The organism is Streptomyces sp. TSRI0281 (assembly GCF_001905125.1).
GTDB lineage: Bacteria > Actinomycetota > Actinomycetes > Streptomycetales > Streptomycetaceae > Streptomyces.
Genome location: NZ_LWLE01000005.1, coordinates 133,834 through 159,487, shown reverse-complemented (window position 1 = coordinate 159,487; position 25,654 = coordinate 133,834). Strand labels below are relative to the sequence as shown.

20 protein-coding genes and 3 pseudogenes are annotated in these 25,654 nt (G+C 68.5%); 15 read left to right on the top strand and 8 right to left on the bottom strand.

Going from position 1 to position 25,654, the window contains the following annotated elements; genetic code table 11:
* Window positions 1-122 precede the first annotated feature (122 nt).
* Window positions 123-1,085 (top strand): zinc-binding dehydrogenase, encoded by a 963-nt coding sequence (locus A6A29_RS12280; RefSeq protein ID WP_073720074.1) that lies wholly within the window; start codon window positions 123-125, stop codon window positions 1,083-1,085.
* A gap of 141 nt (window positions 1,086-1,226) precedes the next feature.
* Here the strand turns inward: A6A29_RS12280 and A6A29_RS12275 are convergent, their stop codons facing one another.
* The gene (locus tag A6A29_RS12275; RefSeq protein WP_158074392.1) at window positions 1,227-2,816 is read right to left on the bottom strand and encodes a TolB family protein; all 1,590 of its coding nucleotides are present in this window, start codon (window positions 2,814-2,816) and stop codon (window positions 1,227-1,229) included.
* 488 nt (window positions 2,817-3,304) lie between these two features.
* Here A6A29_RS12275 and A6A29_RS12270 point away from each other — a divergent pair, with 488 nt between their 5' ends.
* The 5 genes from A6A29_RS12270 to A6A29_RS12250 all read left to right on the top strand — a co-directional run bounded on the left by A6A29_RS12270 (window position 3,305) and on the right by A6A29_RS12250 (window position 10,318).
* Window positions 3,305-4,384 carry a LacI family DNA-binding transcriptional regulator gene (locus A6A29_RS12270; RefSeq protein ID WP_073720072.1) on the top strand — a complete coding sequence of 360 codons (1,080 nt, stop codon included), beginning with the start codon at window positions 3,305-3,307 and terminating at the stop codon, window positions 4,382-4,384.
* A gap of 127 nt (window positions 4,385-4,511) precedes the next feature.
* Window positions 4,512-6,113 (top strand): FAD-dependent oxidoreductase, encoded by a 1,602-nt coding sequence (locus A6A29_RS12265; RefSeq protein ID WP_385727230.1) that lies wholly within the window; start codon window positions 4,512-4,514, stop codon window positions 6,111-6,113.
* 191 nt (window positions 6,114-6,304) lie between these two features.
* Window positions 6,305-8,434 carry a hydantoinase/oxoprolinase family protein gene (locus A6A29_RS12260; protein WP_073720071.1) on the top strand — a complete coding sequence of 710 codons (2,130 nt, stop codon included), beginning with the start codon at window positions 6,305-6,307 and terminating at the stop codon, window positions 8,432-8,434.
* Window positions 8,431-9,033, top strand: a complete 603-nt coding sequence (locus A6A29_RS12255; RefSeq protein ID WP_073720070.1) for a hypothetical protein — start codon at window positions 8,431-8,433, stop codon at window positions 9,031-9,033. The genes A6A29_RS12260 and A6A29_RS12255 overlap by 4 nt, the downstream gene beginning before the upstream one ends.
* 4 nt (window positions 9,034-9,037) lie before the next feature.
* Complete coding sequence (locus A6A29_RS12250; RefSeq protein WP_073720069.1) at window positions 9,038-10,318, top strand: TRAP transporter large permease subunit; 1,281 nt, start codon at window positions 9,038-9,040, stop codon at window positions 10,316-10,318.
* A 372-nt stretch (window positions 10,319-10,690) separates the two neighbouring features.
* Here the strand turns inward: A6A29_RS12250 and A6A29_RS12245 are convergent, their stop codons facing one another.
* Together A6A29_RS12245 and A6A29_RS12240 are read right to left on the bottom strand one after the other, a co-directional pair.
* A complete protein-coding gene (locus tag A6A29_RS12245) occupies window positions 10,691-11,356 on the bottom strand; it encodes a response regulator transcription factor (RefSeq protein WP_073720068.1) in 666 nt (221 codons plus the stop codon).
* Window positions 11,357-11,392: 36 nt separating this feature from the next.
* Window positions 11,393-12,565, bottom strand: a complete 1,173-nt coding sequence (locus tag A6A29_RS12240; RefSeq protein WP_241838433.1) for a sensor histidine kinase — start codon at window positions 12,563-12,565, stop codon at window positions 11,393-11,395.
* A 108-nt stretch (window positions 12,566-12,673) separates the two neighbouring features.
* On the opposite strand from A6A29_RS12240, the gene A6A29_RS12235 reads away from it, so the two are divergent.
* The 6 genes and pseudogenes from A6A29_RS12235 to A6A29_RS12215 form a co-directional block, all read left to right on the top strand.
* Window positions 12,674-13,453, top strand: a complete 780-nt coding sequence (locus A6A29_RS12235) for an ABC transporter ATP-binding protein (protein ID WP_241838432.1) — start codon at window positions 12,674-12,676, stop codon at window positions 13,451-13,453.
* Between the two features lie 104 nt (window positions 13,454-13,557).
* Window positions 13,558-14,790 (top strand): ABC transporter permease, encoded by a 1,233-nt coding sequence (locus A6A29_RS12230; protein WP_241838431.1) that lies wholly within the window; start codon window positions 13,558-13,560, stop codon window positions 14,788-14,790.
* The gene (locus tag A6A29_RS44745; RefSeq protein WP_143196981.1) at window positions 14,787-14,972 is read left to right on the top strand and encodes a hypothetical protein; all 186 of its coding nucleotides are present in this window, start codon (window positions 14,787-14,789) and stop codon (window positions 14,970-14,972) included. The genes A6A29_RS12230 and A6A29_RS44745 overlap by 4 nt, the downstream gene beginning before the upstream one ends.
* Window positions 14,963-15,724 (top strand): DUF4097 family beta strand repeat-containing protein, encoded by a 762-nt coding sequence (locus A6A29_RS12225; protein ID WP_073720064.1) that lies wholly within the window; start codon window positions 14,963-14,965, stop codon window positions 15,722-15,724. Before A6A29_RS44745 ends, A6A29_RS12225 begins: the two co-directional genes overlap by 10 nt.
* A gap of 582 nt (window positions 15,725-16,306) precedes the next feature.
* Window positions 16,307-17,803, top strand: coding sequence for a D-alanyl-D-alanine carboxypeptidase/D-alanyl-D-alanine endopeptidase (gene dacB / locus A6A29_RS12220; protein ID WP_158074391.1), 1,497 nt, complete (start codon window positions 16,307-16,309; stop codon window positions 17,801-17,803).
* A gap of 70 nt (window positions 17,804-17,873) precedes the next feature.
* Window positions 17,874-18,221, top strand: a pseudogene (locus A6A29_RS12215) (chlorophyllase); the annotation flags it as partial.
* 115 nt (window positions 18,222-18,336) lie between these two features.
* On the opposite strand, the gene A6A29_RS12210 reads toward A6A29_RS12215, so the two are convergent.
* Both A6A29_RS12210 and A6A29_RS44740 read right to left on the bottom strand, forming a co-directional pair.
* Window positions 18,337-18,618 (bottom strand): hypothetical protein, encoded by a 282-nt coding sequence (locus tag A6A29_RS12210; protein ID WP_073720063.1) that lies wholly within the window; start codon window positions 18,616-18,618, stop codon window positions 18,337-18,339.
* A gap of 439 nt (window positions 18,619-19,057) precedes the next feature.
* Window positions 19,058-19,267: a hypothetical protein gene (locus A6A29_RS44740; protein WP_143196980.1), complete on the bottom strand. Its 210-nt coding sequence runs from the start codon at window positions 19,265-19,267 to the stop codon at window positions 19,058-19,060.
* 217 nt (window positions 19,268-19,484) lie between these two features.
* Here A6A29_RS44740 and A6A29_RS48005 point away from each other — a divergent pair.
* Window positions 19,485-19,652 (top strand): annotated as a pseudogene (locus A6A29_RS48005) (IS5/IS1182 family transposase); the annotation flags it as partial.
* 134 nt (window positions 19,653-19,786) lie between these two features.
* Window positions 19,787-20,294: pseudogene (locus tag A6A29_RS12200) on the top strand (DUF6624 domain-containing protein).
* An 86-nt stretch (window positions 20,295-20,380) separates the two neighbouring features.
* On the opposite strand, the gene A6A29_RS12195 reads toward A6A29_RS12200, so the two are convergent.
* On the bottom strand, window positions 20,381-21,586 hold the full coding sequence (locus A6A29_RS12195) for an erythromycin esterase family protein (protein ID WP_073720061.1): 1,206 nt from the start codon (window positions 21,584-21,586) through the stop codon (window positions 20,381-20,383).
* A gap of 58 nt (window positions 21,587-21,644) precedes the next feature.
* On the opposite strand from A6A29_RS12195, the gene A6A29_RS12190 reads away from it, so the two are divergent.
* Window positions 21,645-22,418: a TioE family transcriptional regulator gene (locus A6A29_RS12190; RefSeq protein ID WP_073720060.1), complete on the top strand. Its 774-nt coding sequence runs from the start codon at window positions 21,645-21,647 to the stop codon at window positions 22,416-22,418.
* Window positions 22,419-22,489: 71 nt separating this feature from the next.
* Here the strand turns inward: A6A29_RS12190 and A6A29_RS12185 are convergent, their stop codons facing one another.
* Both A6A29_RS12185 and A6A29_RS12180 read right to left on the bottom strand, forming a co-directional pair.
* Entirely contained in the window at window positions 22,490-23,989 is a 1,500-nt protein-coding gene (locus A6A29_RS12185) for a peptide ligase PGM1-related protein (RefSeq protein ID WP_073720059.1), read from the bottom strand.
* A complete protein-coding gene (locus tag A6A29_RS12180; RefSeq protein ID WP_158074390.1) occupies window positions 23,986-25,455 on the bottom strand; it encodes a class I SAM-dependent methyltransferase in 1,470 nt (489 codons plus the stop codon). Before A6A29_RS12180 ends, A6A29_RS12185 begins: the two co-directional genes overlap by 4 nt.
* Between the last annotated feature and the right edge of the window lie 199 nt (window positions 25,456-25,654).

The following is a 25,654-nucleotide window of genomic DNA, read 5'->3' as shown; positions in this document are numbered from 1 at the left end:
GATCGTCCGGGCGCGCAACACCGGGACAGCCTCCGGCGGTCCGCGGCCTCGTCGTCAGTGGCGATCGGTGGTGGGCATTGAGCAGGACCGCGCCCGAGCGGTCCGGAACAGGGGAGACGGAAGTGAAGGCAGTCGCGATCCAGACGTACGGAGGTCCCGAGGGTCTGGTCGTTGTCGACCTGCCGGCCCCCGCACCTGCCGGCGGCCAGGTGCTGATCACCACCGAGGCGATGGGCGTCGGTGGTGTCGACACCGTGATCCGAAGCGGAGCCCTGGCCGCCTACGGCTTCAAGGAGGGTTTCGTCCCGGGCAGCGAGGTGGCGGGCACCGTGTCCGCGGTCGGTGACGGCGTCGACGTGTCGTGGATCGGCCGACGGGTGTGGGCCTTCACCGGCACCGGTGGAGGCTACGTCGAACAGGCCATCGCGCCCGTCGAGGAGATCGTCCCCCTGCCCGAGAACCTGTCCGCCGTCGACGCGGTGACCCTCGGCAGTCCCGGCGTGGTGGCCCACTTCGGACTCCGCCACGCCCACTTCGCTCCCGGTGAGACGGTCCTGGTACGGGGCGCGGCCGGAAGCATCGGGATCATGGCAGTGCAACTCGCCGCTCGCGGCGGAGCCGCCGCGGTGGCGGTCACCACATCCTCGGCCGACCGCGGCAGGCGACTGCTCCGTCTCGGCGCGACCCACGTGCTGGAGCGCTCCGGCGAAGGAGGCGAAGGCGCCCCTGCGGGCTATGACGTCATCATCGATGTGGTGGCCGGTGGGGACATGCCGTCGTTCTTCGACCGGCTCAACCCGAACGGCCGCATGGTGGCCGTGGGTGCTGTCGCGGGCCAGCCGCCCGCAGACTTCGGAACGAAGGTCATGGTGGCGTTCCAGAAGTCGATGTCCTTCGCCGCTTTCAGCGCCGCCACCGTCTCCGAGGCCGACCGGTCCGCCGTACGGCGCGAACAGTTCGCCGCGGCGAGCCGCGGCGAGATCGAAACAGTGGTGCACGACGTGCTCCCACTGGACGCAGCCGTTCTGGCGCACCGGAGGATGGACTCGGGCGAGGTCTTCGGCAGGATCGTGCTGACACCGTAACCGCTGTCATCCACACCGGGCCTGCCGCGATGTCCTGCGCGCCCGAGGGAGTCCACCATCGGTATGTTCGGGACTTTAGGTCCCTGAAGACAGAGTCGGGCTCCCCTCGCGACCGTGCTCCACGTGCAAGCCGATCAGCCCTCAGCCGGGCGGCCGCAGACCGATGCGGTCGATCGCGCATGTGCCCGGAGTCCGGGTGCTCCTGGCGTGCTGGCCGACATGGGTCAGACGGAGCGTGTTGACGCCCGCCCGCAGGGAGACCCGGGCGAACTCCGGCTCGGCGTAGGTCATGACCGGGCTGTAGAGGTCGAGCGGCTCACCCACCGTGGTCCCGTTCACCGACAGCCGGTAGATGCCCCGGGAATAGTGCCGCTTCACCCGCAACCGCAGGGTGCGCAGACCGGGGCCTGGCTGCTGGAACTCGCAGGTCAGTGCGTCGCCGGGGGCGGCCGGTGTGAACAACAGCCCGTGGCCGGAGCCGCATTGGGGGTCGGCGAAGATCTCGGCGCTGCCGCCCGACACGGTGCGGGCGAGCTCTTCCGCCTCCGCCTGCCAATGCAGGGAGTGTGGCGTCCAGTCGCCGTGCGAGTCGCAGAGGACGACGCGGGTGCGGTCGGTGGTGGCTTCCGTGTCGGTGTAGGCGACCATGCGGCCGTCTGGTGAGAAGGCCGGATGGGGGTGGCCGGGGTGGGCGGAGCCCCAGCCGGCCAGGCCGAGTGTGCGCGGTGGGTGTACGCCGGTGAGGTCGACCAGCGCCACCGAACCCGTCTGCCCGAGTGCCGAGCCGTTGCGGCCGTTGGTGTCGGTCACGGCCCAGCGGCCGTCGGGGGAGATGGCGCAGTGGTTGTACGCGCCGTTCGTGCCCGAGGGGCCCCGTGCCAGCAGCCGGTCCGGCCGGTCGTCCGGGTGGACCATCCACAGCCCCGGGGCGCTGCCGCCGATCGCCACGGCGAGGCAGCCGGTGTCGGCACCGGACGTCCACACCTCGTGGGTCCCGACCGGGACCCCCGCCGCGGCCTGGTCCCAGATCATCCTGCCCAGTGGCGCGTGGACCGGATGCAGGGCCCAGGTACGCATGTTGCCGCCGAGCGAGTAGCCGATCCATTCGGGATCGTGGGCGCTGTACTGGAAGTGGGTGGCCATCACGTCCCCCGAGAACACCTCCTTGACCCGGCCGCCCGTGAGCTCGATCTCCACCGCCGTGGTCGGTCCGGCGGTGATCGGGGCCGGGTAGTGGCTGCACAGAACCCGGTCGCCCGCCGGATGCAGATTCACGACGACGCTGAGCGCGCGGCCCGGCGGCGGTGAGTAGAGCTTCACGGGCGAGGGACCGGCCAGGTCGATCAGCCAGACCGCGTTCTCGGCGCAGGTGACGAGGCGTCCGGAGTGGATGTTCCACCAGACGAAGGGATTCCGGTCGCCCGCCGGGGTGGCGAACCGTGCCAGGAACCGCTCCGCGCCGGAGTGCAGATTCACCTCCCACAGACTCGTGGCCCCGGCCTCCCGCTGACCGAGCACGATGCGGCCGGCATCGACGAAACCGTTGTGGGTCGGGTACGTGAAGTAACGCCGCCGGCCGAACGAGCTGAGGTAGCGCACCTCGAACGGTTCCTGGACCGTGCCGGTGATGCCGGCGGCCCCGCTCGCACCGCCCGTCCCGGCAGTGAATCCTGCGGCCAGCACAGCCAGTCCGGCCATACGGCCGAACCCTCTTCGGGTGATCTCACTCATGGCGTCCTCACTCATGCGTACTCACGGTGGGTGGCGCCCAGCTTCGAACCCGCCCACGGGACACGTCAAGGTGCTAATACGTATTACTGCCGGTCCTCGGCGGATCCGGAGCGCCGACCCCACATCGGCTTGAGGGTTGTCGAGGTCCTGCTCCCGGACAAGGGAGCCCCCGTTTCCCAGCCGTCGCCCCGGCTCCGGGTGTCCGTCACGAAGTGCGCCGAGCCGGTGAAGCCGCATCGCGCGCCGTCACTGCTGCGGGCCTGTCCGCCATGGTTCGGAGCGCGCGTCGGTTCGCGGAATCCACCGACTCATCGGCTGCGTCGCGGTGCGCGCGGAGTTGGCCGGCGGACTCGGACCTAGTCAGGGCATGGACACCTCCCGGTTCCCGAGAAAGTTGCTTCCGACCCCTTGACCCGCCGCTCGGGGCACCCTCAAAGTACTCGTCAACACCCGGTACTAATACGCATTAATGAAAGATCGGAGCGGAGATGGCGCAGCGGGAAGCGCACGGTCGGCGTGGTCGGACGTCCCGCCCCAGGCAGGCCGAGGTCGCCCGCCTGGCGGGAGTGTCGCAGGCCACCGTCTCGCTGGTGCTCGGAGGGAACAAGCAGGGCATCTCCATATCCGAGGAGACCCGACGCAAGGTCCTCGACGCGGCGGACAGCCTCGGATATGTGCCCGATCCGGTCGCACGCCGGCTCGCTGCCGCCCGCAACAATCTGCTCGGCGTCTTCTCCTTCACCGCCACCTTTCCGACCGATGTGCAGCACTCGTACTACCCCTTTCTCGTCGGCGTCGAGCAGGAGGCCGCCTCCCGCGGCTACGACCTGGTCCTCTTCACCGGCTCAAGCTCCGGCGGCGCCGGAGCTGCCCGACCGGAGGCTCTGAACCGGGTCAGGCTTGCCGACGGCTGCCTCTTCCTCGGCCGCCACGCACCCAGCACTGAGCTGCGGCGGCTGGTGGACGACGGTTTCCCCGTGGTCCACATCGGCCGCCGTGACGAACTCGAAGGGCTCGCCTGCGTCGGCGCCGACTATGTGAGCGCGAGCAGTGAAGTCGTCGCCCGTCTCGCGGCGGCGGGGCATCAGCGGATCGTGCTCGTTCGCGAGGACGACGACGCGCCTGCCTCGACCGACCGTGAACACGGCTTCCTCAAGGGGCTGGAGGAAGCCGGACTTCCGGCCGGACCGGCCGCCGTCTTCCGGGATGCCGACCCGGAAAGGGAGTTGACGTCGGCATGGCTGCACGCGCGGCTCGACGAGGGCGTCACCGCCTTCGTCGCCGAGGAGACCGACACGGGGGCCGCGTGGCGAGCGCTGCGCGATGCCGTCCGCGACGCGGGCCTCGCCTGCCCGCGCGAGGTCTCGCTGGCGCTGCTCGGCAGCCCGCCGGCCGATCTGACACATGAGCCCGAGCCGACCGGATTCGACATCCCGCGCCTGGAGTTGGGTGCCGCCGCGATTCGTCTGCTCGCCGCTCTGGTGGCCGGTGAACAGGCAGTGGAACCCCTCGTGGCCTGCCCCTTCCGCCCGGGTGCGACGGTCGGGCCGCCGCCGACGCGGGCCTGATGGAACGCACTTGAACCCGGACCCGAGGCCGTGGGTCCCGTATCCGAACCCGTGATCCACGGCCCGGCGTCCCTTCGTACCGCACCGAGGCGTCCTGCTTCGAGTACCACGCAACACAAGGAGTGAAGTGAACGTGCAGCAACCCGACATCCTCGTCGTCGGTGGAGGTCTCGGCGGTGTCGCGGCGGCGCTGGCCGCGTGCCGGGCCGGACGCAGTGTCGTCCTCACCGAGGAGACCGACTGGATCGGCGGCCAGCTGACCTCGCAGGCCGTGCCCCCGGACGAGCACCCCTGGGTCGAACAGTTCGGCACCACGGCCTCGTACCGCGGTCTGCGCGAGGGCATCCGTCAGTACTACCGGCAGTGGTACCCGCTGCGCTCCGAGGCCCTCGCCCTGACCGAGCTCAACCCGGGCGCGGGACGGGTCAGCAAGCTCTGCCACGAGCCCCGGGTCGCCCTCGCTGTCCTGGAGTCCATGCTCGCTCCCCACCGGGCCGCGGGGCGGCTGGTCTTCCTGACCGAACACCGGCCGGTCGCCGCAGAGTCCGACAACGATGTCATCCGAACGGTGACATTCGCGTCGCTGCGGGACGGAAGCCGCCGGACCCTCAGCGCCCGCTACGTCGTCGACGCCACCGAAACCGGCGAACTCCTGACTCTCGCCGATGTCGAGCACGCCAACGGAGCCGAAGCGCAGGGGGAGTTCGACGAGCCCCACGCACCCGCCGAGGCCCAGCCGCTCAACCAGCAGGGCATCACCGTCTGCTTCGCGCTCTCCCACCACGCCGGCCAGGACCACACCGTCGACCGGCCCGAGGACTACGCCTTCTGGCGCTCCTACCGCCCCGACTTCTGGCCCGGACCGCTGCTCGGCTTCGAGGCCCCCGACCCGCGCACCCTCGAACCTGTACCACGTACCTTCGTCCCCAACCCCGCACTGGACCCCCTGGACGTCACGGCCGACCAGAGCGCCGACGCGGGCGACAAGGAACTCTGGGGCTTCCGCCGCATCCTCGCCCGCACGATGCACCGGCCCGGATCGTTCGACTCCGACATCACCCTGGTCAACTGGCCCCTCAACGACTACTGGCTCAAGCCCTACATCGGCGAGGAGGAGCAGGCCCTGCGCGAGGCACGGCAGTTGTCCCTCTCCCTGTTGTACTGGCTGCAGACCGAGGCCCCCCGGCAGGACGGCGGCACCGGCTTCCCCGGCCTGCGTATCCGCCCCGATGTCACCGGCACCGCCGACGGGCTGGCCAAGGCCCCGTACATCCGCGAGTCCCGCCGCATCAAGGCGGTCACCACGGTCACCGAGCACGATGTCGCCATCGACCTGGTGGGCCCGCGCGGCGGCACCCGGTACCGCGACTCCGTCGGCGTCGGCGGCTATCGCATCGACCTCCACCCCTCCACCGGCGGCGACAACTACATCGACATCGGGTCCGTGCCCTTCGAGATCCCGCTCGGCGCTCTCGTACCTCGCAGGGTGCGCAATCTGCTCCCCGCCGGCAAGAACATCGGCACGACCCACATCACCAACGGCTGCTACCGCCTGCATCCGGTGGAGTGGAACGTCGGAGAGGCCGCCGGAGCGCTGGCCGCCCACTGCCTCGCCGAGGACGTCGAACCGCACCAGGTCCAGGCGGACGACAAGCACTTCGACGAGTTCGCCCGCGTCCTCGACCACGCCGGGGTCCAGCGCCACTGGCCCGACGTCCAAGGCTACTAGAGCCCCCGGGCCGCTCAACCGCCCGCTGTCGGCAGCCCCCCTCGCATCGCGCAATCCCGCATCGCATACCCCCGTGCTCCGTACACCTCGCGCACCCCGTACGCCCGCACTCCGAAGCCCGCGCCCCGTACGCCTCGCGCACCCCGCACCCGTACGCCCCGCACCGCAGCACAAGGAGGTGCTTTCCCACCATGACCACCCAACGTATCCGTGTCGGCATCGATGTCGGCGGGACGTTCACCGACGCCGTGGCCGTCGACGCCACGACTCTCGAACTGCTGGGACAGGCGAAGGTCCCCACCAGCCACCATCACGAGGACGGCGTTGCCCACGGGATCGTCACCGCTCTCGACCGGCTGCTCGCACAGACCGGCCGGGATCCGGAGGACGTGGCCTTCCTCGCCCACGGCACGACCCAGGCCACCAACGCCCTGCTCGAAGGCGACGTCGCGACCGTCGGCCTGGTCGGCATAGGCTCCGGCGCCGGAGCCGTCCTCACCCGCCGACTCGCCGCCCTCGGCAGGCTCGAACTCACCCCCGGCAAGCGCCTTCCGCTCACCTACACCCATGTGGACGACCCCGAGGACGCCGCCGCCGTCAGCCGTGCCGTCGACGCCGTCACCCGGGACGGAGCGCAGGTTCTCGTCGCCAGTGAGCCGTTTGGCGTCGACCGTCCGGAGGGGGAGGAAGCGGTCACCGCCGCCGCATGCGCGGCCGGACTGCCCGCGACCGCCGCCCACGAGATCACCTCGCTCTACGGGCTGCACAAGCGGACCCGTACCGCCGTGATCAACGCGGCCATCCTGCCGAGGATGCTGGCCACCGCCGATCTCGTCGACGCCTCCATCACCAAGGCGGGCGTCACCGCGCCCCTGATGGTGATGCGCTGCGACGGTGGAGTGATGTCCCTGGACGAGATGCGGCGCAGGCCCCTGCTGACCGTCCTGTCCGGCCCCGCCGCCGGTGTCGCGGGCGCGCTCATGCAGGAGAGGATCAGCGAAGGGCTGTTCCTGGAGACCGGTGGCACATCCACCGACATCAGCGTCGTGCGACGCGGCAAGGTCGCCGTCCGGCACGCCGTCATCCTCGGCCGCACGACCTACCTCAACGCCCTGGATGTACGGACGGTCGGCGTCGGCGGCGGCTCCATGGTGCGCATCGACGGCGGGCGGATCACCGGCGTCGGACCGCGCAGCGCACACATCGCCGGGCTGCCCTACGCCTGCTTCGCCCCGCTCGACGACCTGCGCGATGCCACCGTCGCCACCGTCCGGCCGATGGACGACGACCCGGCCGACCACGTCGTCATCGAGGCGGCGGGGGGCCGCTACGCCCTGACCATGACCTGCGCCGCCAACGCGCTCGGCCGGGTCCCCGAAGGCGACTTCGCCCGCTGCGACCCGGCCGCTGCCCGCGCGGCGATCGCCCCGCTCGCCGAACGCCTCGGTCTCGACGTGCCGACGGCGGCGTCCAGGATCCTGGACGCCGGCACGGACCGGGTGAAGGCCGTGGTCGACGCCATGGTGAAGGACTACCGGCTCGACAAGGACACCGCCGTGCTCGTCGGCGGGGGAGGAGGCGCGGCCTCCGTCACCCCGCATCTGGCCCACACCAGCGGCATGGAGGGCCGCATCGCCCGCCACAGCGAGGTCATCAGCCCGATCGGAGTCGCCCTCGCCCTCGTCCGCGAGCAGGTCGAGCGGATCATCCCGGGCGCGGGGGAGGAACAGATCCTCGCGGTCCGCGCGGAAGCGGAGGCCGCCGTCGTCGCCCAGGGCGCCGCGCCCGACGGCGTCGAGGTCGAGGTGACCGTCGACCCGCAGACCAGCACGGTACGGGCCGTGGCCACCGGTGCGACCGAACTGCGCACCCAGGACCGGGCCCACCGCGCCGACGACGACGAACGCCTGCGCACCGCCGCCGCCAGCCTCAAGGCCGACCCGGCCCATGTCGACGTGCTGGCCGGCACCTCGGCGCACACCGTGTACGGGACCGAGGTACGCCGCAGGCTCCGCGCCACCCGCCGCCCGGTCCGGGTCATCGACGCGGACGGTGTGGTCCGCCTCCACGTGGCGGACGCCCGGGTGGAGACGACCACCGTGGGCCGCGCGCCCGAGGTGCTCGCCGCTCTGGTGCGCGACGCCACCTCGTACGGGGACGGCGGTGTCCGAGCCCCCGCCGTACGGCTGCTCCTCGGCTCCCGGATCGCCGACCTCTCCGGCGTACTCGACCCCGAACCGCTGCTCGCGCTGGCCCGCGGCGAACTCAAGGCGCGGGCCGCCGACGAACCGGTGGTCGCGGTAGTGGAGGTACGCGCATGAACACCGCGGCAGGCCGTGGGCCGAAGACCCCGCCGCACGGGGCCGACGACCTCGAACTGGCCGTCGATCTGCTCGCCGACACCCCCACCCACGAAGGGCGCGACCGGGCGCTGCTGCGCCAATGGGCCCGTACCGCCGAGGAGTTCGGGTCGGCACTGCCCGCGGCACGGCCCCGTGCGCGCGTCGTGGAGTCCGACGGCGGGCTGGACCTGGGTCTGCTGGCCCGTTACACCACCCGGCCCGTACCGACGGTCGAGCTCTTCACCGACTCCTTCGCCCGAGCGGAGGAGATCGTCGAGGCGCGTGGATGGCGCCACTGGTTTCCCGCAGGTTCCCTCCGCGCCGCCGCCCTCGCCCACGAAGCCGTCCACGAACAGCTCCACCACGGCCCGGCACGGGCCGCCCTCAAGCAGGCGCTCGGCCACACCGTCCTCCGTCTGGGCCGGCGCCGGCTGCTCGGCCATGTCGTGGGCGCCGAGGAGATCGCCGCCCACGCCCACGCCCGGACCGTCTGCGGACTAGGCCGCAGCCCCCTCCTGCTCACGGCCGCCCTCGCGGACGCCTGCACCGTCCCCGCACCGCACGGAAGAGAGAACTGACGCCATGGGTCTCGTCATCCTGCTCATCATGGCGGCCGGTGTCGCCGCGATGCTCACCCGCAGACTTCCCACCGCCTTCGCCCTGGTGCTGCTCGCCGTCGCCATCGCCGTGGTCGCCGGTGCCCCGCTCACCGGGAAGGGAAGTGTGCTCCTAACCGTCCTCCAGGAGGGCGCGCCCACCCTCGCCGCCACCATGATCGCCGTACTGCTCGGCTCCTGGCTCGGCAAGCTCCTCGACGAGACCGGCATCGCCGGCACCCTCGTCAGGAAGATCATCGAATTCGGCGGCGACCGCCCCAGCGTGGTCGCACTCGGAGTTCTCGGCGTCTCCGCCCTCGTCGGAACCGTCACCGGTTCCGCACCCGCCGCGATGCTCGCCGGGATCATCGGCATCCCCGCGATGATCGCGGTCGGCATCCCCAAGGTCACCGCGGCGGGCACCATCCTCATGGGCATCGCCGTCGGCATCCCCTTCGAGCTGCCGGTCTGGCAGTTCTTCTCCACCGCCCTCGAACTGCCGGTCCCGACCGTCCGCGGCTTCATGATCAAGCTGTTCCCCTTCGCACTCGTCGCCGCGGTCCTCTTCGTTCTTGTGGAGTCCCGCCGCCGGGGCGTCGAACACGCCTGGGCCTTCAGGTCCGCGACGGCCAAGCCCCTCTCACGGCGGGCGAAGCTCGGCGACGCCCCCTGGTACGCCCTGATCACCCCGCTCGTCCCCCTGGTCCTCGCCCTCGGCCTCGACGTGCCGATCATCCCCTCGCTGCTCGCCGGAGTGCTCTACGCACTGGTCACCACCACCCGCCCCGGCGGGATGAACAAGAGGCTGCTGCGCACGCTCTACGGCGGCTTCGAGGTCGCCGCCCCGCCGATCGCCCTCTTCATCGCCATCGGCATCCTGCTCGCCGCGGTGAAGCTGCCCGGTGCCGTCGAGGCGCTCGAACCGCTGGTCAAGGCAGTCAGCCCCCAGAACGCGGTGCTGTTCGTCCTCGTCTTCACACTGCTCGTCCCGCTCTGCCTCTACCGCGGTCCGCTGAATGTCTTCGGTCTGGGCGCGGGCATCGCGGGTGTCCTCATCGCCGCCGGGATCTACCCCGCCATGGCGGTCCTCGGCCTCGCCACCTCGTACAACCAGGTCTTCGGCGTGGCCGACCCCACCAGCACCCAGACCGTGTGGAGCGCCCAGTACGCGGGGGTCACTCCGCAGCAAGTGATGCTCCGCACCCTTCCGTACGTCTGGGCCGTCGCCCTCGGCGGCTTCTGCGTCACGGCCGCCACCTACCTCTAGTTCGTGCGGCGAAAGCGGATCCGAAGCGGTAAAGGATCTCGGTTCATGGGGCGGGGAGATCTCGCTGACGAGCAGTGGGCGGCGCCGGAGCCGGTGTTGTCTGCCGGGCACGGGCCGTGGGGCCAGGTCTACGGCGTGTCCCGCCGGTGGCAGCGGGACGGCACCTGGCATCGGGCCCTCGTCGTTCGGACCCGTGCCGGAGAGGGTACGTGTGCCGGAGAGGGTACGTGTGCCCTGCGTCGGACCTGGCCGGGTACGCACCCGCGCGCAGCAGGCGGTGAGGGTGGGCCGGGTCCCGTCGCAGGACCTGCGGCACCGGCGCGGGGCTCACGGAGCTGTGGGAGCTGCTGGACGGTGCCCGGGGGCCAGTCCTCAGTTGTATTCGAACCAGGCCAGAATGGCCTTGACGCGTCGGTTGTCCTCGTCGGGAGGCATGCCGAGCTTCACGAAAACGTTCGCCACATGCTTACTCACGGCAGCGCCGGAAAGAAACAGCTCCGTCGCGATTTCTGCGTTGGAGCGCCCTTCGGCCATGTGGGCGAGCACTTCCCTTTCACGAGCGGTGAGCCGGGCAAGCGGCCCCTGGGGCGAGTTCGCGCGGGTGACGTGGCGAACAACCTCGGGGTCGATCACGACGCCACCTGCGGAGACCGTCTCGACAGCTCGCAGGAAGTCGGCGACTCTGCCCACTTTCTCCTTGAGCAGGTACCCGACGGCTCCGTCGGCACCCGGGCCGTTCAGAAGCTCCCTCACATAGGGGCCCGTGACGTAGGCGGAGAGAACCAACACCGGCAGGTCCCGGTGCCGGGAGCGCAGATCGATCGCGGCACGCAGTCCGTCGTCGGTGTTTTGGGGGGGCATGCGGACATCCGTGATCACCATGTTCGGGGCGGCTCCGGCATGCACCAGCTCGTCGACTGCGGCAACCAGTTCGTCGGCGTCCTCGCATTCGCGGATGACATCATGAGCGTGGGAGGTCAAAATTTCCCGGATGCCGGCCCTTATCAGCACGCTGTCATCTGCCAGAACAATTCTCATGACCCCCCTCCCCGGGGAACGTCCTGCTTCAATTTATCACCATGGCGGTTGGCTGGGAGCGGACGCCACAACCAGCGTCCCGCCACCCGGTGGGCTGAGAATTTCGAGATTCCCGCCGACACTTCGCATTCGCTCGCGCAGTCCGGCGAGCCCGGAGCCCGCATAGATTCTCGCACCGCCGACACCATCGTCGTGCACACGCACGTGTACGTCGGTCGTGGCGCATCGTAGGTCGATCCGAGCGCTTCCCACACCTGCGTGTTTCGAGATGTTCGTCAGGGCTTCGGACACCGTGAAGTATACGGCGGTCGCAGTCGGTGACGAAAGCTGGGCGTCATCGCCGGTGCTGTTCAATTCGACCCGCAAAGGCGATCGCGCGGCCAGCTCGCGGACGGCGGCGATGAGACCGAGGTCGCTCAGTTCACGGGGATGGATTTCGCGCACCGTGTCCCTCAGCCGTTCGAGTGCGCGCTCCGCGTGAACCTGGGCCTGCCGTGCCAGCCGCACGATTCGTTCCTGGTCGGCGGCTGCGGTCGTGGCCGTGGCTTCCAGCATCCCGAGACGCATGACGACGGCGACGAGTTCCTGTTGGGCGCCGTCGTGCAGATCGCGTTCGATGCGCTGTCGCTCGAATTCGAAGGCCGCGGTCAGCGAAGCCCGACTGGTCCGGAGCTCCTCCAGTTTCGCGAGCAGATCCGGGTCCCGGCTTCTGGAGAGGGTGCGCAGGAGAAGGTCGCGAAGAAATGATGTGCCGGTCAGTACGGTCGTGGTGACCGCGCCGAGAACGATGCCTGCGGGCATCGCCAGGAGGGTTTCCCTAACGGATTCAGGGGTGAATGGACCGACCTGCGCGGCGATGCCGAAGAGCCAGAAGACGGGGGAGAACACCAGAGCGGCAGCGCCGATGAATCCGAAGAAGGCCACCAGCAGTGACAGCGCGGACAGGAGCACGGCGGTCACGAAAACCGGGAGGTCGGTGCGCCACATTGACCGTGAACGCAGCCGGAGTGCTACCCACTGGGCCCAGCTGTGGTCAGAGGGTTTCAGGGGCATCGTCTCGACGCCGCACCACCGGGCTCTCGAACGGTCCGTCTCCGCCACCACCGGGGCCGAGACCGGCGAAACGAGAATGGATAGCAGCAGAATCGGAAAAGCCATTGCCGCGATGCATTCCGTCAGCACCCTCCGGGCAATACGAATCTGCGCCATGCCCGCCATTGTCACATACTGTGGATCGCGTAAAAGGTAGACCTAGGTCTACCTTTAACCAGTGCAGGCACCCGTGTGGCTCCCGCCGTGCCCTGCTTTGCTCGATGCATGCCTATCTCAGCTGCTGCTTCCGTGCCGTGCATCCGTTCGCGCGGCCTTCATATGGACTTCCCCGTTCCGGGCCGTCGACGCGAGACGGCGCGCGTCCTGCACGATATCGACCTGGACATTCCCGAAGGCCGGCTGACCGCCATCGTCGGCCCCTCCGGGTCGGGCAAGTCGACGCTTCTGCTCTGCATTGCTGGTCTGGAGCAAGCGACCGCGGGTTCCATCGAGGTCCTGGGAACGGATATCCTGTCGCTCCCCCCTCGCAAGCAGGCCGCATTCCGCAGTGAGAACGTCGGATTCATCTTCCAGGAGTACAACCTCGTCAGCTCGCTGACGGTCGAGGATAACATCGCCCTGCCGGCGCGACTCGCTGGCCATCGGGTGCCCAGGTCGAGGGTCGGCGACGCCATGTCGAGGCTCGGTATCGCCCAGCACGCGCGGCGGCGCCCCGACCGGCTCTCCGGAGGTGAACGCCAGCGCGTCGCGGTGGCCCGGGTCGTCGCGAATCAGCCGCGGATCGTCTTCGCCGACGAGCCGACCGGCGCGCTCGACCTCAAGTCGGGTCACGTCGTGCTCGATTGGCTGCAGGCACTTCCCGCGCAGGGAACCACGGTCCTCATGGTCACACACGACCCTCATGCGGCCGCACGTGCTGACCAGGTCGTGGTGCTGGGGTCCGGGCAAGTGCACGCCGTCATTCCTGGTGGCGACTCCCACGCGGTGAGCGATGCCGTCCTCGCGGCGCAGTCGGAGGACGAAGCGGGGGAGCAGGCGTCGTGATGCGACTTGTCCTGTCGGACATTCGGATGCAGGCGTCCATGTGGTTGTGGACGTTCTTGTGCGCAGTGGTCGGTGCGGCATGCGCAGCGGGCTCGGTCATCGCCATGTTCACCGCCGTCTCGACAGCGCGGGCGGCGGGTGACGCGCGGATGGTCTCCGCGTCGATCGCGCTCGGCGGCAACATCGTCTTCTTCACCGTGCTTGCCGCCGTGGGCATCGTCGCATCCACCGTCGGTCTGACCTTGACGACCCAGCGACGCGATCATGCCCTGTGGGCGATCCTCGGGATCCCTCGCAATCGCATCAGATTCATTCTGCGTACGGAACTGGTCGTGCTCGGCGCTGCAGCCGGCGCGCTGGCAGTACCGCTGGCCCCTCTCGTCGCGAGCACCGCCCTCGCACAATGGACGACCACGGGACTCGACCTGCACGGAGCCACGGCCGGATTCCACCTCTGGCACGTCGGGGCGAGCGTGCTGTCCGGGGTGGTTCCGTGTCTGCTCGGCGGCTGGGGAGTCACGCGCCGTGCCGCCAAGACACCGGAGATGCGCGCGTTCCGAGACCTCTCCGATCCACCGGCGCGGCCCGGCGTCACGCGCAGCGTTCTCGCCCTCTTCCTCCTCGCCGGTGTGGTCGGGATGTGGATTCCCGGGCTGGGACTCGAACTCGAGGGCGGGATCGAACAGCGGACGGCCTTCGCTTTCGCCGGCGACCTCTTTCTCATCTGCCTGTTGCTGCTGATGGGGCCGTGGGTGCTCACACCTCTGATGAGGTTCTGGACCGCACTCGTGCCCTCGCGCGGTGTCGCCTGGCACCTTGCCGTGCAATCGTGCCGCACCCGCGCGGCGAGAAGCGTCGCCACGGTGCTGCCCTTCGCCCTCTCCTTGTCGTTCGTCGGACTCTTCATGGTCATGGGGAACGTCATGCCCGGAAGCACCGCCGGGCTGGGCGATGTCCTGGTCGTGCTGGGCTGGGTCTTCGTCGTGTCCTGGGTCGGCGGCCTTGCTGTGATCGCTCTGGTCGGGCGGGAGCGCACACGTGATTCCGCCATCGTGACGGTCGCCGGTGCGCGACCAGGTGTGGTCACCCGATCAACGATCTATGAGGGAGTGATCTACGCGGGGACGGCGATCGTCTTCGGCGCGATCGCCATCGCGGTGACGAGTGCCACTATCGCCGTGGGCGCCGAGATCAGCGTCGTCCGGGTTCTGGACGGCCTCCCCTGGGCGACTCTCGGCGTGCTCGCCGGCGTGACGCTCGTGACCACCTGCCTCGCTCTGGCCCTCCAAGCCGCCCGTGTGTCGCGCACGGTCGCAGCCCGGGCTCTGCGCTCGTGAAGCAGGGCGACGTCCGTACCGCCGCGACGGCAGAATCGCCCGGCCGGTATTCAGGTTGCCTGCTGATTCCACGGAACGAACTCGCCACCGACGCGATCGCGTCCTTCGAACCAACCACCACCATGAACGGCATGCGTCACCTGCATGTCCAGAATTATGAAGGAATGAATCAATGGGCATGAAGCCTCACACTGTGCTCGCCCTCGGGGGCGTCGCGATCCTCGCTGTCGCAGCAACGGGATGCAGCCCGGACGGTGCCCCGGCGAACACAGTCGTGGAATCGAAAATGTTTGATTTCAGTGGGGACAGCCTGACCGTGAAGTCCGACTCGGCCGACCTGGAACTCGTAGCCGCCGATGTCAAGGGCGTTCGGGTGACGCGGCAGGTCAGCGGTACGAAAGTAGGCGGCGAAATAGAATCCGGATGGAAGCTCGAAGGGGGCGTTCTCACGCTCTCGCTGGATTGCACGGGTCTCTCCGTCAACTGCGGTGCGAAGTACACCGTGAAGGTACCGCGCGACGTCGCGATCATTGCCGAGAACGACAAGGGTCTTGTTGAAGCCACGGGCTTCACCGCAGATTTCTCGGCCAAAGCCGGCGACATGCGGTTGTCGGACCTCAGCGGGCCCCATCTGGATCTGGAAGGCCGCGACGGAACCATCGAGGGCGACAGGATCTCCGCAAGGTCGGTCACTGTCACCTCACGGAACGGCGACAACGAGCTGAACTTCGTCTCCGCACCTGACCTCGTCGATGTGCGAAGCCAGGACGGCGACGTTCGGCTCGGCCTGCCGGAGGTGACATACGCAGTCGACACGGCCGCCAAGAAGGGCGACATCACAGTGGATGTCATGAAAGACGACACAAGTGACCATGCCGTGAGGATTCACACCCGTAACGGAGACATCGTCATCGGCAAGAGGGAGGCGCCTTAGTTGGATATGAGGAACGGGGGTTTTCCCTACCATGCTCTCTCCCGCTGCCCGCATTGTTCGGGCGATTCCCTTCGGCCAGACTGGACGAGTCCGATGGTTGCCCGGTTCAGCGGGGCGAGCACCGCCACTGGCAGTGCAGTGAGTCGCGCACCCGTGGTTTCCGCTGGTTCCCGAACATTCCTTGGCTATCCCATCAAGACAGAAAAGGAATTTATCGGTGGCGCGGATCGGCATTACGTTCTTGAAATCGTGCTCCATGGGCTGGCGTATCTCGATCGCCGAAAGCGCGACCGCTGGCATTTATGGCGCCCCCTCGTTTAACGCTAGAAATGAAAAGGTATCCTCGCAATGTTTATGAAAGTCCCTGATCTCATGCGAAATCGCATCCGAAGGGAGCCCATGCCCGCAGTCCATCCGAGGGCGGGAACCACACGGCGGGAGGCTACTGGATACGGCTCACGCCGGCTGCGTACCCGCGCAGCCGCAGTAGCTGTGGCATCGGCCCTTGCGGCCGTCACGATGTCGGCGTGCTCCAATGACTCAAAGGATCACTCGAATTCCGCGTCCCCGAACGCTCTAGGTGTGAGCGCCGAGCTGCAAAAGCTCATGGATGCCTCACCGTGGGCAACAGGCGACTGGGGCGTGCAGGTCGCCGACCTGAAGACAGGAAAAGTCCTCCAGTCGAAGAACACCGAATCCAAGTTCATGACTGGATCGACAGCCAAGACCTTCGCGGTAGGTGCAGCCCTCGACGACCTCGGCAGCGACCACCGTTTCCGTACGCCAATCGTGCACAGCGGTTCGATATCGGAGGCCGGACGACTCACGGGCAACCTAGTCATGGTGGGAAGCGGCGATCTGACTCTCGGCGGACGGACGACTGCAGCAGGACAACTGGACGTCCCCGACTTCGACCACTACGACGCAAACGCCGTGCCGGGAATGGCAACCATCACCCGGGAAGACCCGCTGGCAGGCATCAATGACCTGGCTCGTCAGGTCGCGGCAAGCGGCATCCGTCAAGTGGACGGCAACGTGATCATCGACAACCGGCTCTGGGACCCGGTGTCGATCGGTGGGACGCCCGTCACGCCAACGCTGGTCAACGACAACCTCATTGACCTGCTCATCACGCCCGGCACGCCCGGCAACCCGGCGAAGGTCGACTCGCGGCCCAAGACGGCAGCCTTCACCGTCGACGCAAACGTCACAACCACGCCCGCCGGCACGAAGCCGACGGTGAAGACCGAAAGCAACGCCCCCGGGCACATCCGGGTTCGAGGCTCGGTGCCCGCTGACGCCACCGCACCATTCGTGGCGACATTCCAAGTACCCGACCCCGCAGCGTTTGCCCGCACTGTACTCATCGAGGCTCTTGAGCGGAATGGTGTCACCGTCAGCGCCCCGACGCTCGGATCCAATCCCGGCTCCGACCTTCCGTCATCGGAGGAGGTGAAGGCCTTGCCTGTCTCGGCGACGTACACGTCACCGCCCTTCAGGGAATACGCCAAGTTGATCAATAAGGTCAGCCACAATCTCGGCGCCAACCTCTTGCCACCGCTGATGGCAGTCCATCACGGCAAGCACACCTATGCCGACGGAATGCAGATCGAGCGGAACTTTCTCGCCGGCGCAGGTATTGACCCGAATTCGTTCACTCTCGTCGATGCCCAAGGCTTGACCGGGGACAAGGCCACACCAGCCGCACAGACGGAGTTGCTGCGGCATCTTTCCCACAGTCGCGACTTCAGCACCTTCTACGACTCTATGCCGAGCCTGGGTGTCGATGGATCACTCGCGGATGTCATCGCGCACACCGACCCTGCCGCAGGACACATTCGCGCGAAGACCGGCACCCTGGTCGGCGCTTTCAAGGGCAAGCTGGCTCTCACCACCAAGGCGCTTGCAGGATACGTTGACGCGAAAAATGGTCACCGTCTCGTCTTCGCTATCTATGTGAACAATGTCCCGGTCCCCAGCAACAGCGTCAGCGACGCGATCGACCTGGCGCTAAAGGCCAACAAGCAATTGGGATCAATGGCCGCCAGCATCTACCAGAACCCCGAAGGGAGAAACTAACCTCCCTGGCTTTAATCACGAGTGAGTCCCGGGTTCTGGCACAGATCTTGGGGAGTGGTCGCGGAGCGTCATCAGGCCGGAGTACTCCACCATGACCACCCCGGTCCTGGTCATCGCGGGCGGCAAGGACCAGTCCCAGCTCTCCACCCGGGGGCCGGAGTGGTTCACGGACGCCTACCATCTCAGCCCGTCCCCGAAGAGTCTGCTCGCCATCGCCGAGGGCGAGCACACCCTCGGCGGCATCGCCGGCGAGAGGGTCGCCGAAACCACCGACGAGGCCCCTGACCGCGTCGCCCTCGTCGCCGACGCGATCTCCGCCTACCTCCTCGACGCCTTCACACTCGACGACGCCGCGTGGACCGCCCTCAACAGCGCCTCCGCGGCCGACGACGGTACGTGGAGCATCTCCAGCAAGTGAACCCAGCCGGACCGCGTTGTCGACCGACCCGGGGGTGGGCGGTGCGGGAGCTCTGGATGCTCTGAGCCGAGGGCGGTGGTTCGTCCCCGACGGCACCGCGTGGTCGATGACCGAGTCACCGCTCCGAGCGGTGAACCTGGAATGTCAGTCCCTCCGGGCTACTCAACCGCACACCACGACGCCCGGTCTCTTCGGACCAGGTGACCGGGTCCTGGCCGTGGTCGCGTGCGCGGGCGACGACGCTGTCCAGATCACCGACATCGACCGCGAGTTCCCCCTGCGGAGTGGATGCACCGGGTCCGAGTGTGGTGATGAAATCGGCGCAGATCAGAGGGGTGCCAGCCGTCATCTCGTAGAAGTGCCGGGCTTTGTCGGGCTGATCGCAGGCCAGGACCATGCGATGGGGAGCACCCGCCAGGTGGGGCGGGAGTGTCCATCCGGTGAAGTGGTGCGGCTGCCACAGCGAGAAGGCGGCGCCAACCGGATCGATGGTTGTTCGTGCTGAACGTGCTCACGTGGTCGGCAGACATGTGCCGCCCCGACCGTGCTGTCCGGGGAGTGGTCCGTCGACGGTGGGTCGAGAGCGGGAGCGCCCGCCGGGCCGGGTACTTCCGCGGCCTCGCCGCCGGAGACGACAAGACCGCCACGTCTCACGAAGCGGCGGTCTGTCCGGCGGCTCTCACCCGCGGGCGGGTTGCCTTCGAGGCTGACCCGGCTGTTCCAGGGGTGGTTCGGTTTCCGTACTGGTCAGGGTCATCCGTCGGCGGACCGGCACGGGACTACGAGGCGTCGTTCACCCAGAGGTGCCACTTGCCGCTGCTGGCCTTCCGGCACTCCTACTCGGCGTAGGCCGAGTTCACCCCGTCGTCGTAGCACCGGCGCTCGGTGCTGTAGGTGCCGACGTAGATCCATGTGCGGGTGCCCGGCGCGGTGGCCGTCGTGCCGGTGTCGGAGGGCACGGGGGCCGCCTGGGCGGTGGCGAGGGTACCGCCGGTCAGCAGGGCGGCTCCCATCGCCGCACTGGCAAGCACGAGTCGAGTACGCATGATTCCCCTTCAAGTCGAAGCAATTTGCTCTCGCCCGATCGATGCTGGGACAGGAGGAGGCGGGGCGGAACAGGGATCGTGTGTCCGGGACGCCCCGCAGATGTCCCAGACGTCGTGCTTCGTGTCCATGCTGGTCAGCGTGTTGTGCCGCGACCTTGTCCCAGTTCCGCCCCTGTGACGGGACGGTGTGCCGACCGCGAGCGCAGCGTGAGCCCATGGCGGGCGGCCCACTGGCTTCGACAGGGCGATCCGAAGAACGCGGCAACGAGCGGAGCGGATGATTCACGCCCTCAGGGAACTCCCGGGCCTGGCCACGGGATTCGACCGGCGTGCCTACGTCTTCCACGGCGCCGTCACCGGCGAGGCGATTCGGCGCCGGCTCCGGGCATACATCCAGTATCCAGGTGCGGGGAGGCACCTGTCACCGTTCCCCGGAATGATCTTTATACCTGTTATGTGCGCCTTTAGGGTTGCGGTCGACGAGCACAACGCCCTTGAGTCACCATGGAGTTGACAGTGATGCACGACGTTGCCGCACTGGCGGTGGAACTTACGGACATGGCTGCGGCCGATCAGCAGTCCTCGGTCGGCGCGAACAGCGATGATCCGGCAGAGCAGTTGGCGTGGCGCCGGCTGACCGCGCGGCATGGTGACAGACTCGGCGCGATCATGGACGAGTACGGCTGGCCGACGGCGGAGATGGTCGGCGAGGGATCCGCCGGCGCGGCGTGGCTGATCGCCCAGCACGCCGACCGGCAACTCGACATCCAGCGGCGCGCGCGCTCTCCAGTTGATGGATCAGGCGGTGTCGGCAGGCTTGGCCGGCCCGCGCGAGCTGGCCTTTCTGCGCGACCGCACGAGGGTCAATGAGGGCCGCAAGCAGGTCTACGGCACCCAGATCGCCGGAGTGAAGGACGGGGCACCGATTCCGTGGCCCTGTGAAGAGCCCGAGCGCGTGGACGAACTCCGCGCGGAAGCCGGCATCGAGCCTTTCGACGCGTACGTTTCCCAGTTCGCGATGACCTGACCGCCTGCCCCCGGTCACGTCCTGCGGATGACCGGATGACTGCCCCGAACTCATCTGCCGTGGGGCAGCCATCCGCCGGACTCGTCCTACGGTCTGTGGGGGACGTCCTTGACGAACACGATCCCGGCGCTGTCCGCCAACTGGGCCGGGTCGAGCGGGGCGTAGCCGAACCAGGGGGATATACGGGGCGCGGGCGGCGTGTCGCCGAGGGTGGTGGCCAGCCGGGGGGCGTCGACGAGGTAGCGGTCCTCAGGGAGCGCGTACAGGAGTCCTTCGACGGTGTCCGGCGGCGGCGTGTCCACTCCCTGGTGCCGGATCGTGCCGAGGGCCGTGGCCACGAACGCGTACTCCGCGCCGAGCCGCGCGCTCACCAGCGAGCCGGCGCTCCACCACTCCACCGGCGTCCCGCCCACTGTCATCGTGCTCTTCTCCCGCTGGAGATGGCCGTTGTGGGCGTGGACGAGTGCCGGGCCCCGTTCGGCGACGGCGAGGATGTTGTGGGCCATCATCTGGTCCCGCAGGCCCACCAGCCGGGTCATGCGGGCCGGTGAGGTGTCGGCCATCCAGTAGTGGTAGCGCAGCAGGCCGGTGGCGGTGCGCCCGTACAGGCGCGCCCGGTCCCAGTCGTCGTGCGGGCTCGCGGCGATCAGGTGCGGGGTCTGTGTGTCGAGCAGCGCCACCAGATCGTCGGCGAGCAGCCGCAGCCGACTCGCCTCGGCCGACTGCCCCACGGACCGGGACGGGTCCCTCATCGCGGCGGGATCGGTCCACCGGTCGTCGGTGCCGAGCAGCCGGTCGAGCGTCTCCGCGGTGGAGGGGAGCAGGCCCTCGTCCACGTGGGCCGCGAGGTAACCGTGGAGTGCGACGAGGGCCTGCCGGGGGCTCGCGGCGCCGGCGATCTCCAGCGGGCCGTCGAAACCGGCGAAGCGGATCCGCTCGGACACGGGCCGGCCGTCGTTGTGGGCGCGCATCCAGCGCACGAGCTCGCGGTTGGCCGCGGAGGCGCCCCAGCCGTGGCTGAATCCGTGCTCCATGACCTCGTCGAGGGTGCCCGTGCCCGAGGTGACGTAGTCGTCCACGGCCAGGCCCATCATGCAGTCGCTCTCGATCGCGATCGTCCCGTAGCCCTCCTGCTCGACAAGCTGCCGGAAAAGCTTGTTGCGCAGGTCGAGCAGAGTGTCCTCGCCGTGGGTGGGCTCGCCCAGGGCGAGCAGCCGGGGCCGGTTCGGGAGCAGCCTCATGACGGCGGCAGCCTCGACCGCATGGACGGTGTCCTTGATGTCAGTAGCCATGCCTTCAACGGTATCGTTGAACCTTCGATGGAGACTTTCTCGCGATATCGGCAGGATCATGGGTCGAAACCTTCAAAACGGTGAGCGGCTCCGGCCGATCGACCTGGCGCGTGGACACGGCCTGTCCACACAGGCCGTCCGGAACTACGAGGAGGCCGGCATCCTTCCGGCCGCCGGGCGCACATCCCACGGCTACCGCACCTATACCCCGCTGCACGCGCGGGCCTTGGACGCGTTCCTCGCCCTGGTGCCAGGCCACGGCCACCAGAGGTCGGCGTCGATCATGCGCGCAGTGAACGAGGGAGTGGCCGATGAGGCATTCCGCCTCATCGACGAGAGCCACGCTCAACTCCTTGAGGACCGGCGCACACTCCAGGCCGTGGAGAGCGCCCTCCGCGGCCTTGAGCCCATGGAGGCCTCGGGGGCCGACGCGAGGCCTGACGCGAGGCCTGACGCGGTGTCCGGACCGGCCGCGGTGTCAGGGCCCGGCGGCACGTTCATCGGGCCACTGGCGGCCAAGCTCGGAATCCGGCCCGCGACTCTGCGCACATGGGAGCGCGCCGGGCTGGTGCTCCCGCACCGCGACCCGCGCACCGGATACCGCGTCTACGGCGACGCCGACGTGCGGGATGCCCGGCTGGCCCATCAGCTCAGACGGGGCGGCCATCCGCTGGAGCAGATCGCCCCACTGCTCTCCCGGGTGCGGGCGGCCGGCGGGCTGGAGCCGCTGGAGGCCGCCCTGCGCGACTGGCGCGGCCGACTGTCCGCCCGCGGGCGCGCGATGCTGACCGGGGCCGCCGCACTGGAGGTCTACCTCCGCGACCGCGGATAGGACATGTCCGGACCGTCGCCGCCGCACCACACCGCACCTCGCGGTGTGGACGCGCGACGAGCCCCCGGCGGCTACCGCGACGGAGCCAACTGCTGTACGAGGTCGTGCAGTTGTCGCATGAGTGCTGTCGCTTGAGCGCGGGTTCGGCCGATGCAGAGGGCGCCGAACTTCCCGTACTCCGTGACGGGGCTCATCATGTGCAGTACCACGCCGGTCTTCTGTACCGGGTCGAAGCCGATCGGGGAACCGGTGACGGCCTCGATGAGCTGGGCCGGGCGCAGCCCCTCGTAGCGTTGGTCCATGATGGCGTCCGATGCCTCATAGACGTACTCGGTGTTGTCCACGAAGAGACGCCCGTCCGCCGTCGGCTCCGCGCCGAGAAGGCCCACGGCCATGGTGAAGGGGTGTTTGGTCGCTGTGGCACGGAGATTGATCTCGCAGCCCAGCAGGCGCCACCCGGACCCTGATCGCACGGCGAGGAAGTCCACTCCGTAGTCTCCGCCGTTGACGCCGCGCTCCACCAGTACCTCGCCCACCCGCAGCCCGTACTCGATGATCGACTGCCGGTAATCGGCGTGGGCCGGGAAGGTGCAGCCGTGGTAGCTCTGTCCGTTGGCACCGAGGACCTGGTCGTGAGTGGACACGGCTTCCACGGTGCCACTGTCGGTCAGACGCCCCTGGAAGCTCGGGCTGGGCAGCGGGACATCCGTGATCATCTCTTCGGCGATCACCCCGGATTCCTTCATCAGGGTGACGTAGTCGTCCCAGGTGATCTTGGGGTCCATCAGGGACGACTGAGGCAGCGCCCGGCAGATCTGCTGCTCGATGCTGTCATCGGGTGCCGAGGCGATCCCGTCATCCAGTGCGAGCAGCGCATTGCCCAGGCCCCCGCCGTACGCGGTGCTGTTGAGCTTCAACACCAGTGTGCGTTTCCCGGCCCTGACCAGTTCGGTCACTTCGGCGGCGAGTTCCGCGGTGTCATGGCACACACCGCTGCCCGCGGGTACCGGAATGCCGGCGGCGGCAAAGATCTGTCGGCCGGCGTGCTTGGTTCCCAGCGGGATGTGGGAAGCGGAAGGCTGAGTGCCAGGCACCTCCAGGTCGCGGGCCAGTTGTTCCAGCGACTGGGACGGCTCGAAATAGCTCAGCCGCACATCTGTGCCGGTGCGCCGGTGGGTGTCCGCGAACTCCCGTAGCACCTCCCGTACAGAGGCTGCCCGCGTGCTGGTGGTATCGAGAACCTTGCTGCTCAGCCAGCGGGTGGAGGCATCGTCAAGGGGCACGATGCGGACCAGGTCGCGTTTTTGCCGCAGTTCGCCCGTACCGGCCTCGTGAGCGTCGTCCGACAAGAGGCCCAGGTAGTAGTCCACCTGCTGATCGGCGTCGATCAGGCCCGGGGCTGTCACGTACAGCAGGTGACCGCCACGACGGCACACCGTGTTGATGAGCGCGGGTCCCAGCAGCCGTTCGGGAAAGTACGTCGCGCCGGTCAGCCGCTCCAGCAGTTGTGGGCTGCACTCACGGCTCTCGATGTGGATACGGGCCGTGGGGCGTCGATGCGGTTCAGTCACAACGTCCTCGAAGCTACGGGCGACAGGTGGGGATTACGTAAAGCAACAACATGGGTACCCGCATCGAGGTCACGGCCTCCCACCGTGGCGTGGACACGGCGGTGTTCGACGGGCTCCAGCCCCTCGTCCTGAGCCAGGGTCATGAAATTCTCCACCCATGTTTTGCGCTCCACGTCGTAGTCGACTCCCGCCACCAGGGCTTCGAGTTCCAGAACGCAGAAACGCACGCGCTGCCACGGGCTGTCATCCCCGACATGGAACCACCGGTCCTGGCGCACTTCTTCGAGAAGGTCCGCCAAACGCTCCGGTACCCGCCGGTCCGTGTCGCGCAGGGCCCGGATGCGGCGCTGCTCGACGGGCGGGAGATGGGCGTCCGGGACATGTGCGAGCGCCTGGTCCATATAGACGAAATGGTGGTCGATGACGGCCCGCGACCGTTCGGATTCCGACGCATACGGAGCGACCATCTCGTCCGCGACGACAATCAGCCCCCCGGGCGCCGTGTGCCGCTTCAGACCACGCAGGAACATACGTGTGTCCATGTGGTGGGAGGCGCCGACCGAGACCGTCACCGGGTAGTCGCGGGGGCCGGCGAAGTCGGTGATCCCTGTCCTGTGCACGGACACCGCACGGCCCGAAGTGTTCTTCACCAGATGAGGGATGGCCGCCGGACTGGGCTCCACCGCGTCGATCCGCGCGTCCGGGAACATCTCGGCCAGCATCACCGTCGGCAGACCGGGCCCGCTTCCCACATCGAGCACCGCGCCCGGCAGTGCACGGCAATGGGACCGCACCATGCGGCCCAACTCCACCATCTGCACCGCATAGCCCGGGTGTACCGCTTCGAAGAGCGCGTACTCGTCGACGCTGATGCGGGCCTCCCACACCTCGGTGAACGTACCGTCACCGTGGGAGGCGTCCCCCGTTCCGACGTTTTGGTGGGGATCGTGGTCACGCACGAATCGCGGTACCGCCGGGACCCCGGACCGGTTCAGCACATCACACGCGAGCGTGGCCACCAGCCAGCTCTCGTGCTTCAGCGCGGCCCTGAGCCGTTCCTCGTCACCGGTGAGCAAGGGGCCGATGCCGGCCGGCAGACCCGTGAGGTACTCGGCGAGCTGCCAGACCTCCGCAGCCTGCTCCGGCGCCGGTAACAACGGGCCACCGCGCGCAACGCCAGGTCCGGCGCGGTGGCCATGGACCACGATGGACGATGCCCGCTCCTCGATCGTCACGGCCGCTCGCGGAAGCCGCATCCGCAGGCCGCTCTCCCATTCCTCGACGGACGCCTCGATCCGGCGCGCATACGTGTCCAGACGCTTGCGCAGGGCCGGCCAACCCACGTCGCTCGACAGATGGATGATTCGTTCCGGCAGCCCGTTCTGGCACTCCTGGACTACTTTGGCCACCACGGATTCAAGACGCTCAGAAGAATTGATCGTCAACTCGGGGCGCGGCAGTTCCACAGTTGTCCTTCCGGGAAGAGCAGTCCGGCCGGTGGCCGGAGCGGATCGTGCCATTAACATCGCAACGACGGGGCGTGACGACGACTTCGTACCGCCCCCGTTCCTCGGAACAAACAAGCCCCAACTTTGACGGAGTCGCCCGACTCAGACAAGACCGCCCTTCGCTATGCACCCACGTCGTGGTGGCAGGCGGGTGCGG